This is a genomic window from Cryobacterium sp. TMT4-10 (assembly GCF_004403275.1).
GTDB lineage: Bacteria > Actinomycetota > Actinomycetes > Actinomycetales > Microbacteriaceae > Cryobacterium > Cryobacterium shii.
In genome coordinates this window covers 1-14,577 of sequence record NZ_SOGU01000092.1, presented here as the reverse complement: position 1 = coordinate 14,577, position 14,577 = coordinate 1, and the positions used below count along the sequence as shown (strand labels likewise).

General features: G+C 67.1%; 17 protein-coding genes. 2 read left to right on the top strand and 15 right to left on the bottom strand.

The features are described 5' to 3' along the window. From alr to glmS, 3 genes are all read right to left on the bottom strand, one after another. On the bottom strand, positions 1 to 1,202 hold a 1,202-nt coding region (gene alr, locus E3T42_RS14220; RefSeq protein ID WP_134403197.1), incomplete at its 3' end, for an alanine racemase. Next, positions 1,199 to 1,555 (bottom strand): holo-ACP synthase, encoded by a 357-nt coding sequence (locus E3T42_RS14215; protein WP_134365637.1) that lies wholly within the window; start codon positions 1,553 to 1,555, stop codon positions 1,199 to 1,201. The genes E3T42_RS14215 and alr, both read right to left, overlap by 4 nt. Positions 1,556 to 1,652: 97 nt before the next feature. Next, positions 1,653 to 3,503 carry a glutamine--fructose-6-phosphate transaminase (isomerizing) gene (glmS, locus tag E3T42_RS14210; RefSeq protein WP_134365636.1) on the bottom strand — a complete coding sequence of 617 codons (1,851 nt, stop codon included), beginning with the start codon at positions 3,501 to 3,503 and terminating at the stop codon, positions 1,653 to 1,655. A 33-nt stretch (positions 3,504 to 3,536) separates the two neighbouring features. Between glmS and coaA the strand changes: the two genes are divergently transcribed. Next, the gene (gene coaA / locus E3T42_RS14205) at positions 3,537 to 4,493 is read left to right on the top strand and encodes a type I pantothenate kinase (RefSeq protein ID WP_134365635.1); all 957 of its coding nucleotides are present in this window, start codon (positions 3,537 to 3,539) and stop codon (positions 4,491 to 4,493) included. Between the two features lie 154 nt (positions 4,494 to 4,647). Here the strand turns inward: coaA and glmM are convergent, their stop codons facing one another. From glmM to E3T42_RS14185, 4 genes are all read right to left on the bottom strand, one after another. Next, positions 4,648 to 6,024, bottom strand: coding sequence for a phosphoglucosamine mutase (gene glmM / locus E3T42_RS14200; RefSeq protein ID WP_134365634.1), 1,377 nt, complete (start codon positions 6,022 to 6,024; stop codon positions 4,648 to 4,650). Positions 6,025 to 6,046: 22 nt separating this feature from the next. Further along, entirely contained in the window at positions 6,047 to 6,532 is a 486-nt protein-coding gene (gene rpsI / locus E3T42_RS14195) for a 30S ribosomal protein S9 (protein ID WP_134365633.1), read from the bottom strand. 49 nt (positions 6,533 to 6,581) lie between these two features. Further along, on the bottom strand, positions 6,582 to 7,028 hold the full coding sequence (rplM, locus tag E3T42_RS14190; protein ID WP_104100940.1) for a 50S ribosomal protein L13: 447 nt from the start codon (positions 7,026 to 7,028) through the stop codon (positions 6,582 to 6,584). 196 nt (positions 7,029 to 7,224) lie between these two features. Beyond that, entirely contained in the window at positions 7,225 to 8,058 is an 834-nt protein-coding gene (locus tag E3T42_RS14185) for a tRNA pseudouridine(38-40) synthase TruA (RefSeq protein ID WP_134365641.1), read from the bottom strand. A 194-nt stretch (positions 8,059 to 8,252) separates the two neighbouring features. Here E3T42_RS14185 and E3T42_RS14180 point away from each other — a divergent pair, with 194 nt between their 5' ends. Next, positions 8,253 to 10,166, top strand: a complete 1,914-nt coding sequence (locus tag E3T42_RS14180; protein WP_241976187.1) for an acyltransferase family protein — start codon at positions 8,253 to 8,255, stop codon at positions 10,164 to 10,166. 105 nt (positions 10,167 to 10,271) lie between these two features. Here the strand turns inward: E3T42_RS14180 and rplQ are convergent, their stop codons facing one another. The 8 genes from rplQ to E3T42_RS14140 all read right to left on the bottom strand — a co-directional run bounded on the left by rplQ (position 10,272) and on the right by E3T42_RS14140 (position 14,333). Continuing rightward, positions 10,272 to 10,799 (bottom strand): 50S ribosomal protein L17, encoded by a 528-nt coding sequence (gene rplQ, locus E3T42_RS14175; RefSeq protein ID WP_134403195.1) that lies wholly within the window; start codon positions 10,797 to 10,799, stop codon positions 10,272 to 10,274. 46 nt (positions 10,800 to 10,845) lie between these two features. Beyond that, positions 10,846 to 11,835 (bottom strand): DNA-directed RNA polymerase subunit alpha, encoded by a 990-nt coding sequence (locus E3T42_RS14170; RefSeq protein ID WP_134365630.1) that lies wholly within the window; start codon positions 11,833 to 11,835, stop codon positions 10,846 to 10,848. 148 nt (positions 11,836 to 11,983) lie between these two features. Further along, positions 11,984 to 12,382 (bottom strand): 30S ribosomal protein S11, encoded by a 399-nt coding sequence (rpsK, locus tag E3T42_RS14165; protein WP_018191944.1) that lies wholly within the window; start codon positions 12,380 to 12,382, stop codon positions 11,984 to 11,986. Between the two features lie 43 nt (positions 12,383 to 12,425). Beyond that, positions 12,426 to 12,800, bottom strand: a complete 375-nt coding sequence (rpsM, locus tag E3T42_RS14160; RefSeq protein ID WP_134365629.1) for a 30S ribosomal protein S13 — start codon at positions 12,798 to 12,800, stop codon at positions 12,426 to 12,428. Positions 12,801 to 12,968: 168 nt separating this feature from the next. Next, positions 12,969 to 13,082: a 50S ribosomal protein L36 gene (rpmJ, locus tag E3T42_RS14155; RefSeq protein WP_035834639.1), complete on the bottom strand. Its 114-nt coding sequence runs from the start codon at positions 13,080 to 13,082 to the stop codon at positions 12,969 to 12,971. 66 nt (positions 13,083 to 13,148) lie between these two features. Beyond that, entirely contained in the window at positions 13,149 to 13,370 is a 222-nt protein-coding gene (gene infA / locus E3T42_RS14150) for a translation initiation factor IF-1 (protein ID WP_022883252.1), read from the bottom strand. A 188-nt stretch (positions 13,371 to 13,558) separates the two neighbouring features. Continuing rightward, a complete protein-coding gene (locus E3T42_RS14145) occupies positions 13,559 to 13,999 on the bottom strand; it encodes a PTS sugar transporter subunit IIA (RefSeq protein ID WP_134403194.1) in 441 nt (146 codons plus the stop codon). A 4-nt stretch (positions 14,000 to 14,003) separates the two neighbouring features. Further along, entirely contained in the window at positions 14,004 to 14,333 is a 330-nt protein-coding gene (locus E3T42_RS14140) for a PTS sugar transporter subunit IIB (RefSeq protein WP_134365627.1), read from the bottom strand. Positions 14,334 to 14,577 lie beyond the last annotated feature (244 nt).

Genomic DNA, 14,577 nt, shown 5'->3' with positions numbered 1-14,577 from the left:
CGCGGCGTGGCGGCCGGCGGCGTGGCGGGCTGCGTGGCGGCCGGCGGCGTGGCGGGCTGCGTGGAGGCCGGCGGCGTGTCAGCCGGGTCCGGGTTCAGGTAGGTGCGCGGCACGCGATGCCCGATCCGGGTGACGATCTCGTAGTTGATCGTGCCGGCGGCCTCGGCCCACTCGGTGGCGCCGGGAACGCCCGCCTCGGGGTCGCCGAACAGCACCACCGGGTCGCCGACTTCCACGGCCTCGTCGCCGACGCTGACGACGAACTGGTCCATCGCGATGCGCCCGACGATGGGATGCGTGGCGGCGCCGACGGTGACGCGCGCGGTGCCGGAGGCTTGCCGCGGCACCCCGTCCGCGTAACCGAGCGGCACGAGGGCCAGGAAACCGTCGACGGGCGCGCGCCAGAGGTAGTCGTAGGAGACTCCGGCGCCGGCGGCGACCCGGCGTACGGCGGCGACCCGCCCGCGCAGCGTCATCGCCGGGGTGAGCCCCAGGTCGCGCGGCGTCTGGTCGTCGAACGGGGACAGCCCGTACATTCCGATGCCCACGCGCACCATCGTGTACCGCGCCGCCGGCACCCGCAGGGCCGCGGCCGTGGAGGCCAGGTGGATCAGGGTCGGGGTCAGTCCGGCCGCAGCGGCCAGGCTGAGTCCACGTTCGAAGCGCTCGATCGCCTCGGCGTCGTCGGCGGCGGACGCGTTCGAGAGGTGACTGAAGATGCCGGTGACGGTGAGCAGGCCGGCCCGCTCGAACTCGGCGGCGAGAGCGAAGACCTCGGCCCAGTCCGGCTCGTGCACGCCGTTTCGGTTGAGGCCGGTTTCCAGTTTGATCTGCACTCCGGCGACGACGCTGAGGGCCGCCGCGGCATCCGTGATCTGTCGCAGTTGCCGCGCCGAGGACACCCCGAGGTCGACATTCCGCGCGAGGGCGGCGCCGAAGTCGGCATCCGGATCGTGCAGCCAGGCCAGCAGGGGCGCGTCGATGCCCGCGGCACGCAGCTCGAGGGCCTCGTCGATGTCCGCGACCCCGAGCCAGTCGGCTCCGGCGGCGAGGGCGGTGCGGGCCACCGGCACGGCCCCGTGGCCGTAGGCGTTCGCCTTGACGACCGCCATCAGGTGGGGGGTGCCGATTACGCTCTTGAGGTGCGCGACGTTGGCGAAGACCGCGCCGAGGTCGATGACCGCTTCCCGGAAGCCGCTCATGCGTCACCCTCGATGACCACGAACGCGCAGGCCACCCCGGCGTCGTGGGTCATGGTGAGGTGCACGGATGTCACGCCGCGCGCCGTCACCGCGGCCTGGGCGGCGCCGTGCAGCGCGAAAGCGGGGTTGCCGTGGGTGTCGGTGATGACGCCCATCTCCTGCCAGCTGACACCGGTGCTGTCGCCGAGGGCCTTGATCAGGGCCTCCTTGGCCGCGAACCGCGCGGCGAGGGAGTGCACCGGGAGGGCGCGTTCGGCTTCGGTGAAGAGCCGGGGTATCAGCCCGGGGGTGCGCAGGACCTGCCGTTCGAAGCGTGCGAGGTCAACGATGTCGACCCCGATTCCCCGGATCATGCGGCTCCCCTCTCCACCGGCGGCTGCGGCCCTGCCGGTGCCCACCCTGCGGTGGCGGCTGTCCTTCTGCGGTGGCGGCTCTAATTCGACGCGGCTGTTATTCGACGGTGACGGACTTCGCCAGGTTGCGCGGCTGGTCGACATCCAGTCCCTTCGCGGTGGCCAGCGCCATCGCGAAGATCTGCAGCGGGACCACGGCGAGGAGCGGTTCGAACAGCGGCGCGGCCAGCGGGATGCGGATGACGGTGTCCGCGAACGGCAGCACGGCCACGTCGCCCTCTTCGGCGATCGCGATGATGCGGGCACCGCGGGCACGGATCTCCTGAATATTCGAGACGACCTTGGGGTGCAGGTGCGCGGAGCCGCGGGGGCTCGGCACGACGACGAAGACCGGCTGGCCGGGTTCGATCAGCGCGATCGGCCCGTGCTTGAGTTCGCCGGCGGCGAAGCCCTCGGCGTGGATGTAGGCGAGTTCCTTGAGCTTGAGCGCGCCCTCGAGGGCGATCGGGAAGCCGACGTGCCGGCCGAGGAAGAGCACGGCCCGGGTGTCGCTCATCCAGTTGGCCAGTTCGCGAACCGTCGGTTCCTGGAGCAGGGTGGTCGCGATCTTCTCCGGGATGCCCTGCAGCTCGGCGACCTGTTCCGCCTGCTCGGCTTCGCTCAGGCTCCCCCGCACTCGTGCCAGGTGGAGCGCGAACAGATACAGGGCGGTGATCTGGGCGACGAAAGCCTTGGTCGACGCCACGGCCACCTCCGGGCCGGCGTGCGTGTAGATCACGGCGTCGGACTCGCGCGGGATGGTCGCGCCCTGGGTGTTGCAGATCGAGATGGCCCTGGCGCCGGCTTCCCTGGCGTACTTGACGGCCATCAGGGTGTCCATGGTTTCGCCGGACTGGCTGATCGAGATCACCAGGGTGTCCGCGGTGAGCACCGGGTCGCGGTAACGGAACTCATGGCTGAGCTCGACGTCCACGGGGATACGGGTCCACTTCTCGATCGCGTACTTTCCGACCTGGCCGGCATACGACGCCGTTCCACAGGCGACGATGACGATTCGGCGGATGTCCCGCAGCGCATCGTCGCCGAACGCGGCCAACTCCGGCACAACCACTGTTGTGCCCGCGATCCGGCCGCGCAGAGTGTTCGCGACGGCGTCCGGCTGCTCGGAGACTTCCTTGGCCATGAAGCTGGACCAGCCGCCCTTGTCCGACGCGGAGGCGTCCCAGGCGATGTCGAATTCTTCCGTTTCGACCGGGTGGCCGTCGAAGTCGGTGACGGTGACGAGGTCGGGCGTGATCGTCACGATCTGGTCCTGCCCGATGGCGACGGCCCGGCGGGTGTATTCGACGAAGGCGGCGACGTCGGAGCCGAGGAAGTTCTCCCCCTCGCCGAGGCCGATCACGAGCGGGGAGTTGCGGCGGGCTCCGACGACGATGCCGGGCTGGTCCTGGTGCACGGCGAGGAGGGTGAACGCGCCGTCGAGCCGGGAAACGACCGCGCGGAAGGCCTCGGCCAGGTCACCGACGCGCTGGTATTCGCGGCCGAGCAGAATGGCGGCGACCTCGGTGTCGGTCTCGCTCTCGAAGCTGAAGCCCTCGGCGAGGAGCTCGTCCTTGAGCACGGAGAAATTCTCGATGATGCCGTTGTGAATCAGGGCGAGCTTGCCGTTGTCTCCCAGGTGCGGGTGCGCGTTGGAGTCATTCGGGCCGCCGTGGGTGGCCCAGCGGGTGTGGCCGATGCCGGTGTTCCCGTTGTTGATCGGGTTGGCTTCGAGTTCCGCGGCCAGGGCGCCGAGCTTGCCGGCCTTCTTCGCCGTGTTCAGGGCGCCGCCGGCGTCGATGATCGCGATCCCGGCGGAGTCATATCCGCGGTACTCCAGCCGACGCAAACCGCCCATCAAAACCTGGACGCTCTTGTTGTCTCCGACGTAACCCACGATTCCACACATGACTGCGATATTAGTCCGAGTAAGCTGTGTGGAATGTCCGATGCGGTTGCGAGTCCCTGGAACAACGACCACAGCACCCCCTTCGTGGAACTGTCCCGGGCCGATTGGGCCGCTCTCGCCCCGACCACCCGGCTTCCCCTCCGGGAAACGGAAATCGTGCAGTTGCGGGGCCTGGGTGAGCCGCTGGACCTCGGCGAGGTCACGGATGTCTACCTTCCGCTCAGCCGGCTGCTGAACCTGTACGCGGCCGGTGCCCGCCAGCTGCACCGGGCCACGAGCGATTTCCTGGGCGAACGCGCCCAGCGCACGCCGTTCGTCATCGGCGTGGCCGGTTCGGTCGCGGTCGGCAAGTCCACCATCGCGCGACTGCTGCGGGAGCTCCTGGCCCGCTGGGAGGACACCCCCCGCGTCGAACTGGTGACCACCGACGGGTTCCTGCTGCCCAACGCGGAACTCACCCGGCGCGGTCTGATGGATCGGAAGGGCTTCCCGGAGTCCTACGACCGGCGGGCCCTGCTGCGGTTCGTGGCCGCGGTCAAGAGCGGCGCGGCCGAAGTGCGGTCGCCCTTCTATTCGCACCTGAGCTACGACATCGTGCCGGACGCCCAGATCGTGGTGCGTCAGCCCGACATCCTCATCGTCGAGGGTCTGAACGTGCTGCAGCCCCCCGGGCCCGGCCACGGGCTGGCCGTCAGCGACCTGTTCGACTTCACTCTCTACGTCGACGCCCGCACCCAGGACATCGCAAGGTGGTACGAAGATCGGTTCCTGAAGTTGCAGCGGGGCGCATTCAGCAACCCCAAGTCGTACTTCCACCGCTACGCGTCCATGACCGAGTCCGAGGCCCGGAGCCGGTCACGGGAAATCTGGACCGAGATCAACGAGCCCAACCTGGTGCGCAACATCCGACCAACCCGGTCACGCGCGACCCTGGTGCTGCGCAAGGACTCCAACCACGCCGTGTCCAAGGTGCTGCTGCGCAAGGTGTGACACCGGCGCCAAAGTGCCCGTTCCGGTCGAGAGTGACCGGTGTGCCGGGCACTCTCGACCGGAACGGGCACACTCGGGCAGCGGAACGGGCGCGGCGGGGCCAGGTGGACCGCCCGCCGGCGAGGGCCGGGTGGCTGAGGCCGGTCGCGTGGGGCTAGATGGCCGTCGGGGCCAGCGCGAGCTGTTCCCGCACGATGTCTGCCAGCTGGTGCGCCAGACGGTCGGCGGTGGCCTGGTCGGCCGCTTCGACCATGACCCGCACCATGGGCTCGGTGCCCGACGGGCGCAGCAGCACGCGGCCGGTGTCGCCCAGCTCTGCTTCCGCGACGCGCACGGCCTCGGCGATGACCTCGTCCGATTTCAGGGCGTGGTGGTCGACGCCCCGAACGTTGACCAGGATCTGCGGGAACACGGTCATCACGGCGGCGAGTTCGGCGAGGGTCTTGCCGGTGCGGGCCATCTCGGCGACGAGGTGCAGGCCGGTCAGGATGCCGTCGCCAGTGGTCGCATATTTCGTCATGATCACATGGCCGGACTGTTCCCCGCCGAGCGAGAGCCCGTTGGCGTTGAGTTCCTCGAGCACGTAGCGGTCGCCCACCTTGGTCTCGATCATGCGGATGTCGTTGGCGGCCATCGCCTTGCGCAGCCCGAGGTTGCTCATCACGGTGGCGACGAGGGTGCGGTCTTTCAACACGCCGCGCTCGGCCATGGACACCGCGAGGATCGCCATGATCTGGTCACCGTCGATGACGTTGCCGTCCCGGTCGACGGCAAGGCAGCGGTCAGCATCTCCGTCGTGCGCGATTCCGACGTCGGCCCCGGCCTCGAGCACGGCCCGGGAGAGGTTGTCGAGGTGGGTGGACCCGACCCCGTCGTTGATGTTGATGCCGTCGGGGTCGGCCCCGATGACGGTCAGTGTGGCACCGGCATCCGTGAAGACCTGCGGGGATACGCCGGCGGCGGCGCCATGCGCGCAGTCGAGCACGACGTGGATGCCGTCGAGGCGGTTGGGCAGGGTGCCGAGCAGGTGCACGACATAGCGGTCCTCGGCGTCGGCGAACCGGCGGATGCGACCGACGTCGCCGCCGATGGGCATCAGCACGTCCATCGTGAGGTGCTCTTCGATGCGGTTCTCGACGTCGTCGGGAAGTTTGGTGCCGCCGAAGGCGAACAGCTTGATGCCGTTGTCCGGGGCGGGGTTGTGCGAGGCGGAAATCATCACGCCGAAGTCGGCGCCGATGTCGGCGATCAGGAACGCGGTGGCGGGGGTGGGGATGACGCCGGCGTCGAGGACATCGACACCCGAGCTGGCCAGCCCGGCCGCGACCGCTGCAGAAATGAATTCACCGGAGATCCGGGGATCCCGGGCGAGCACCGCAACGGGTCTGCGACCCTCTGCCAGGCGCAACTCCGCGCGGCGGCCCTGAGTGAGGACCGCCGCGCTGGCCTGGGCGAGGCCCAGGGCCAGGCCAGCCGTGAGATCACGGTTGGCCAGACCCCGGACGCCGTCCGTGCCGAATAGTCGAGGCATTGTTACAGTGCTTCCCGACTTGTTAGCGCTTGGAGAACTGAGGAGCCTTACGGGCCTTCTTGAGTCCGGCCTTCTTGCGCTCCTTGACGCGAGCGTCGCGGTTGAGGAAGCCGTTCTTCTTCAGGATGGCGCGGTTGTTCTCTTCGTCGATCTGGTTCAGCGAACGTGCGATGCCGAGACGCAGGGCGCCGGCCTGGCCGGAGGGGCCACCGCCGGTGATGCGTGCGATGACGTCGTAGCTGCCGATGAGGTCGAGCACCTTGAACGGGTCGTTGATGAGCTGCTGGTGCAGCTTGTTCGGGAAGTAGTCCCCGAATTCGCGGCCGTTCACCGTGATGGTGCCGGAGCCGGGGACGATGCGCACGCGGGCGATGGCCTGCTTGCGACGGCCGACGGCTGCGCCGGGAACGTTGAGGATGGCGCGGGGCGCCTTGGTTACGGTCTCGGCCGGGGTCTCGGTCGAGTAGCTCTCCGGAGCCTGGTCAATCTGATCTGCGATTTTCGCCACGATGGTGTGAATCCTTTTTTCTTAGAATCGAAAAGTCTGGAGGCCGGCGCTACTGAGCGACCTGGGCGAGGGTGTACGGCTTCGGCTGCTGCGCGGCGTGCGGGTGCTCGGGGCCGGCGTAGACCTTGAGCTTGGCCAGCTGGGCGCGACCGAGGGTGTTCTTCGGAAGCATGCCGCGGATGGCCTTCTCGACCGCACGGGTCGGGTGCTTTTCGAGCATCTCCGAATAGTTGGTGGCCGTGAGGCCGCCCGGGTAACCGGAGTGGCGGTACGCCATCTTCAGGTCGAGCTTCTTGCCGGTGAGGGCAATCTTCTCGGCGTTGATGATGATGACGAAATCTCCCATGTCCATGTGGGGAGAGAACGTTGCCTTGTGCTTCCCGCGAAGGAGAATGGCGGCGTGGCTGGCAAGACGACCGAGCACGATGTCTGTGGCGTCGATGACGACCCAGTCGTGCTGGACTTCGCTTGCTTTGGGGGTATAAGTGCGCGTCACTATTGTGCTGCTTTCTTGTTTCGAACGGAGGTGTTCGTGAATCCCGCTCCGGGTGTGTTCCCAGAGGGGGAACACGATCGATGGAGGGCTCACGTTCGTGTGCCTGGCTGCAACGCACAGACACCAAAGGTCAACGATACCGCCGTGGGCGCCCGAGCGCAATTCCGGGCGTGAAGCCGACGGATGCGGAGGCGAGCTACTCCGTGTCGTCGATGAGTTCGCGCCGGGCCCGGGTCTCCAGCGCACGCAGCGCCAGCAACTCGTCGGCCGGGTAGCCGACCTTCAGCAGCGTGAGCCCCTGGGCGGGCATGACCTTGAATTCGCTGGTACGGGCCCGTTCGATCCGGAGGTCGACCAGGCGGTCCCCGGACAGGCGCCCCTCCCCCACGGCCACGCACGCGCCGACGAGGGCGCGAACCATGCTGTGGCAGAACGCGTCGGCCTGCACCGAGGCGACGAGAACGCCATCGGGGTCGCGCCGCCAGCTGAACTCCTGCAGCGTGCGGATCGTCGTCGCGCCGGGGCGCGGCTTGCAGTAGGTGGCGAAGTCGTGCAGGCCGATCAGCGTGGCGGCGGCCGCGTGCATGGCGTCCCCGTCGAGGCGGAAGCCGTGCCAGGTGGTGCGGAACCGCTGCAGCGGGTCGTGCCCGGCAACCGAGTCCGCGATCCGGTATTCGTACCGGCGGTAGAGCGCCGAGAAGCGGGCGTCGAACCCGGCCGGGGCGATGATGCTCGATTTCAGCACGATCTCGGGCTGGGTGACCAGGATTCCGCTGAGCCGCCGCTGCACCATGACCGCCAGCGGCGTCGGCGGGCGGCCCTTGCCGCGGGTGATGCGCACGAGGCCGTCGGCCTGGTCGGGGTTCAGATCGAAGTGGGCGACCTGTCCCAGGGCGTGCACGCCGGCATCCGTTCGCCCGGCCACGGTCAGTACCGGGGTCGGCGGGTGGCTGTGCAGGATGCCCGCCAGTCCGGCCTCGATCTGCCCCTGGACCGTGCGGAGGCCAGGCTGGGTGGCCCAGCCGGACATCCCGGTGCCGTCGTAGGCGATATCCAGCCTGATCCGGGTGGTGCCTCGGCGTTGGGTCTCGTCAGGCGCCGGGGGAAGAATCACGCAGGTAAGTGTACGGGCCGCCCCGGGTTATCGTTGAACCCGGATAGTTCTCCGAAGCCGTTATGAAACCCAGCAAACCCCAGCCCTCACCTGCCCGCCGCCCGCAAACCGTGAGCGATTCTGCGCGGCGCCTGGCCGGACTCGACGGCCTGCGCGGCATCGCCGTGGCCCTGGTCGTGGTCTTCCATTTCTTCCCCGCGGTGCTGCCCGGCGGCTTCGTCGGGGTCGACGTCTTCTTCGTGATCAGCGGTTTCCTGATCACGGGCCTGCTCGTCGTCGAGCACGAGCGAACCGGCCGGGTCTCGCTCGGCCGATTCTGGCAGCGCCGGGCCCGCCGACTGCTCCCCCCGCTGATTCCCCTGGTCCTCGCCTGTGCCACGGCGGCCTGGGCCATCGGCGGGGACGTCCTGGTCGGCATCGGCTGGCAGGTGCTCGGCGCAGCGACGTTCGGCTACAACTGGGTGTCGATCGCGGCGTCGGGCAGCTATTTCGCAACCGACCAGCCCGAACTGTTCCGCAACCTCTGGTCGCTGGCGGTCGAGGAACAGTTCTACCTGGTCTGGCCGTTCGCTCTGCTCGGCCTGTTGCTGATTCGCAGCCCCGCCGTGCGCCTCGGCCTGGTCGGCGGCCTCGCCCTGGCGTCGGCGCTGTGGATGGGGCTGCTGCACCAGCCCGGAACCGACCCCACCCGCGTGTACTACGGTTCGGACACGCACAGTTTCGGCCTCTTCATCGGCGCCGCGCTGGCCCTGGCTCTGCACCGCAGCGGCGCTTCCCCCCTCGCCCCGCGGGTGCGGGCCGTACTGGGCGGGGCCCGGCCCTGGCTCGGCCTGGCGGCGCTCGCGGGCCTCCTCGGCACTGCGGCCTGGCTGCCGGACACCGACGCCGTCACGTACCGCGGCGGGCTGCTTCTGGTGAGCCTGCTGTCCGCGGTCACGATCTGGGCCGCGGTGCGCGGCGGACGCTTCGGCCCGCTGCTGGACACCCCGGTACTGCGGTTCCTCGGGGAACGCTCCTACGGCATCTACCTCTGGCACTGGCCCGTCCTCGTGCTGACCCTGGCGGCCTGGCCCGCGGCCACGAGATCACCGGCCGGGATGCCGGCAGCCGGGTTGCTGGCAGCCGCGCTGACGCTGCTGGCCGCCGTCGGGTCATACCGCTGGCTCGAACTGCCCGCCCGCCGGCTGGGGGTGCGCGGCGGCATCCGTCGGCTGGCTGCGCTCCGGACGGGTCCCCCGCGGCGGCGCGCCCTGCTCGGGCTGGCCCTGGTGACCGGACTGGTGCTGGTGGCGGGCACGATGTCGGCGCTGATCACGGCGCCCAGTCAGACCAGCGCCCAGACAGAGATCGAACGCGGCCAGCAGGCGCTGGCCGCCGCCACCCGAGCGGCCGCCAGAGCCGAGGCCCGCGCCTCCCGGTCGGCCGCGATCACCGCCGCACTGGCTCCGGTCGGCAGCCGGATCACCGCGGTTGGCGACTCGGTCATGCTCGCCTCCGCCCCCGAACTGCAGGCCGGCTTCCCCGGCATCGCAATCGACGCCGCGGTCTCGCGCGGCATGCGCGCTGCGCCGGAGCTACTCGCCGACCAGGCCCGCGCCGGCACTCTCCGGCGGGTGGTCGTGGTCGGACTCGGCACCAACGGCCCGATCGACCGGGACGACCTGGCCGACATCCGCGCCGTGATCGGGCCCGGTCGCACGCTGATCCTGGTCAACGCCTACGCCGAACGCGCCTGGACCGAGGGCGTCAATGCCGCCCTGGCGGACTTCTCCACGCGTTACCGGCAGGTCGAACTCGCCGACTGGCACGACGCGATCGCACCGCACCTCGACGTGCTGGCGGAAGACAACGTCCACCCGGGACCGACCGGCGGCAGAATCTACACGGAAGCGATCCGGGCTGCGCTGGACCGGCTCGGACGAGTGCCACCGCCACGGCGAACGGATGCCTTCCTGCGGCCGACCCCGACGGGTCCCGACGCGCCTCCGCTACCCCCGCTGCTGCCGGAGGCGACCGCTCACTGAAGCTCGTAGGCGAAGGGGAGCCGCCTAAATGTCCAGCACAGGGTGGCCGGGTGCGCAAAAAAGGGGCCCGACCGAAGTCGAACCCCTTTTTACGGTGAAACGTGACTACTTGGCGTCAGCCTCGTCGACAACGTCGGCCTCGACGGCCGCGTCGGCCGCGTCGGCCGGAGCCGTTGCTTCCTCGGCGACGTCGGCCGGAGCGGCCTCAGCGACAGGCTCTTCCGCGGCAGGCTTGGCAGCCTTCGACGCGGAGGCCTTCTTGACCTTCGGGGTCAGCGGCTCGAGAACGAGTTCCATCTGGACCATCGAAGCGTTGTCGCCCTTGCGGAAGCCGAGCTTCGTGATGCGGGTGTAGCCACCCTCACGAAGAGCAACCTGCGGCGCGATCTCGGTGAAGAGCTCGTGCACGACGCTCTTGTCGCCGATCGTGGCGAGCACGCGACGACGAGCGTGCAGGTCACCCTTCTTGGCGAACGTGATCAGTCGCTCGGCGACCGGGCGAAGGCGCTTGGCCCGCGTCTCGGTCGTCTTGATCGACTTGTGGGTGAACAGGGATGCGGCCAAGTTGGCCAGCATGTGGCGCTCGTGGGCCGGTCCGCCTCCGAGGCGGGCTCCCTTAGTGGGCGTAGGCATTGGTTATCTCCAGTATCAAAGTCGAAAGACAGTCTGAGCGACTGCTTTAGATGGTTTCTTCGTCGTAGCCGCTGTAGAAGTGGGCGCCGTCGAATCCGGGCACCGAGTCCTTCAGCGACAGGCCGAGCTCTACGAGCTTGTCCTTGACCTCATCCACCGACTTCTGTCCGAAGTTGCGGATGTTCATCAGCTGGGTCTCCGAGAGGGCGACGAGTTCGCTGACGTTGTTGATGCCCTCGCGCTTGAGGCAGTTGTACGAACGAACCGACAGATCGAGGTCCTCGATCGGAATCGACAGTTCGGTCGACAGCACGGCGTCGACCGGCGCGGGGCCGATTTCGATGCCCTCGGCGGCGGTGTTCAGCTCGCGGGCCAGACCGAACAGCTCGGTCAAGGTGCGACCGGCGGATGCGATGGCGTCGCGAGGCGAAATCGCCGACTTGGTCTCCACGTCAACGACGAGGCGGTCGAAGTCGGTGCGCTCACCGGCACGAGTTGCCTCGACGCGGTAGGTCACCTTGAGCACGGGCGAGTAGATCGAGTCGACCGGAATCTGGCCGGCCTCGGAATACTCGTTGCGGTTCTGGGTGGCCGACACGTAGCCGCGGCCGCGCTCGATGGTCAGTTCGAGTTCGAACTTGGCCTTGTCGTTCAGGGTCGCGATGACGAGTTCCGGGTTGTGGACCTCGACTCCGGCCGGAGCCGAGATGTCGGCGGCCGTGACCTGGCCGGCACCCTGCTTGCGCAGGTAAGCCGTGATCGGTTCGTCGTGCTCGCTGGAGATGACGAGACCCTTGATGTTCAGGATGATCTCGGTGACGTCTTCCTTGACACCGGGAACGGTGCTGAACTCGTGCAGCACACCGTCGATCCGGATGCTGGTGACAGCGGCTCCGGGGATCGAGGACAGGAGGGTGCGGCGCATCGAGTTGCCGAGAGTGTAACCGAAACCAGGCTCAAGAGGTTCGATGACAAACCTGGATCGGAACTCCGAGATGTTCTCTTCGGTGAGCGTGGGGCGCTGTGCGATAAGCACTATTGATTCCTTTCGGCTAAGTGTCCGCTATATGACACTTGCGTGGCGAGGGTTGAACGTGAAAGAAAAACGGTGATCGTCCCCCGACAGGCCCGACAACCGGAAGACCGGGTGTCGGGCCTGTCGAGATCAGGTCAATAGAGAGTGCTTAGACGCGACGACGCTTCGGCGGACGGCAGCCGTTGTGCGCCTGGGGCGTGACGTCGTTGATCGAGCCCACCTCGAGGCCGGCGGCCTGAAGCGAACGGATGGCGGTCTCGCGACCGGATCCGGGGCCCTTGACGAAGACGTCGACCTTCTTCATGCCGTGCTCCTGCGCCTGGCGGGCAGCCGACTCGGCAGCCAGCTGTGCGGCGAACGGGGTCGACTTGCGCGACCCCTTGAAGCCAACTCCACCTGAGGACGCCCAGCTGATGACCGCACCGGTGGTGTCGGTGATCGAGACGATGGTGTTGTTGAAGGTGCTCTTGATGTGGGCCTGGCCCACAGCGATGTTCTTCTTTTCTTTCTTGCGCGGCTTCCGAGCGGCCGACTTTGGTGCTGCCATGATTTCTCCTGAATCCTGTAGGCGAGACGGGCGAGGCCGAGGCCTAGCGCGCCTTCTTCTTGCCGGCTACGGTGCGCTTCGGGCCCTTGCGGGTGCGAGCGTTGGTCTTGGTGCGCTGGCCGCGAACGGGCAGGCCCTTGCGGTGGCGAATGCCCTCGTAGCTGCCGATCTCGACCTTGCGGCGGATGTCGGCGGCAACCTCACGGCGGAGGTCACCCTCTACCTTGAAGGATCCTTCGATGTAGTCACGGAGAGCGATCAACTGATCGTCGCTCAGATCCTTGACTCGGATGTTTCCATCGATTTCAGTGTCGGCGAGGGTCTTGAGTGCCCTCGTACGGCCAACACCAAAGATGTAAGTCAGTGCAACTTCCACGCGCTTATCGCGAGGAATATCAACGCCGGCTAGACGTGCCATTGTGGCTTCTCCTGTATATGAGTGGAGGTCTGTAACAGTGCCTGTACATCGGCCTCCAACCGATGGTGTCGCCCCGAGGGGTTCCCGGCACTGCTATTTTCTGTGTTCAATTACGTGTGCCTTCGACAGGCCTGGCTACCGGAATCGGTGACCGGGCTTGTCGACCTGCTAGCCCTGACGCTGCTTGTGACGCGGGTTCTCGCAGATGACCATCACGTTGCCGTTACGGCGGATGACCTTGCACTTGTCGCAGATCTTCTTGACGCTGGGCTTGACCTTCATGATGTGTCCTTGTATTCGCTGTCTTCGTACCCCAGGAACGCCTCGGGCCGTTACTTACAGCACTCGTTACTTGTAGCGGTAAACGATCCGGCCGCGAGTCAGATCGTACGGGCTCAGCTCCACGATCACGCGGTCCTCAGGGAGGATGCGGATGTAGTGCTGACGCATCTTGCCTGAAATGTGGGCAAGAACTTTGTGGCCGTTGGTCAACTCAACGCGAAACATTGCATTGGGAAGAGCTTCGACTACTGCGCCCTCGATTTCGATGACACCGTCTTTTTTGGCCATAACTCACTATCGCTAGGGTATTGATTGCTGGTCGTGCGTGGATTGTGGCGTTTGACACGCCGTAAACGCGCGCATCAGACACCAAGGATTTACTCTATGGTACAGAGTTGCCTTTTGGCAATTCTTCCCTATAATCCCTGAACGGATTCACGGGTTCAGGGTCTTCTCCCGCACCGATCCGTGTGCTCTCATTCTGCGTTCACGTCGTCGAGCAGCCTGACGATGTCCTCCGCGGTGGCTGCGTCAAGGAGTCTCTGCACCTCGCCCTCGTCCGAGAACACGGCTGCCATTCTCGAGAGGATCTCGAGGTGCTCGTTGTTGAGCCCGGCGATTCCGACGGCGAACCGCACCGGGTGGCCGTCCCAGTCGATCGGGTCCGCGTAGCGAACGATCGACAGGGCCGACCGGATGACCGACGCCTTGGCGTCGTTGGTACCGTGCGGGATCGCCAGAAAGTTGCCCATGTACGTCGACACGCTGGCTTCGCGTTCGAACATGGAGTCGATGTAGTCCTCACGCACTGCGCCCGCACGGACGAGCAACGCACCGGCCTCACGGATGGCGTCGTTCCGGGTCGTGGCAGACCCCGCGGTCACCACATTGACCAGTTCCAGAAGGTGCTGGGTCATTGCGTTACTTTGCGGCTTCTGCCCAGCCGCGCGACTTGAACGCGTAGATGGCGGCGTCCAGCGCCTCATCGCCGTTCTGCGAGGCGAAAACGGTGGCCTCCAGCATTGCCACTCCGACCCCGAGCTTGACGGCCTGGCTGCGGATCTTCTCGTAGCGCGGCGCCAGCTGCGGTCCGACCAGCAGAACGTCGATCGGGCCGAGCGAGCCCGGCAGGTCCGATTCGCTCCCCGCGTGCACAGACACCGTGAGGCCGCGTGACTCTGCGGTGTGGCGGACCCGGTGGGCGACGAAGGCACTGGACGCTCCGGCACCACAGACAACGAGGATTCTCATGGGCGTGCTCTTTTCTCTGAGGCTGAGACAGACAATTTGTCCCCACCTCAATCTTCCCGCTTTCACCCCCGTCGAGGAAACCGCCGGCCCCCTCAGCCACCCCATCCGGGCCACACCCCCTCGTTCACCAATTCGACGGAGATTCTGGCTCTCCTGCTGCATCTGTGGGTCTTTCGGAGCGCCTTAACGGCCGCACGCCGCTTCCTGTCTAGGTTTCTGACTGTCAAGGAAAGAAACTTTATAG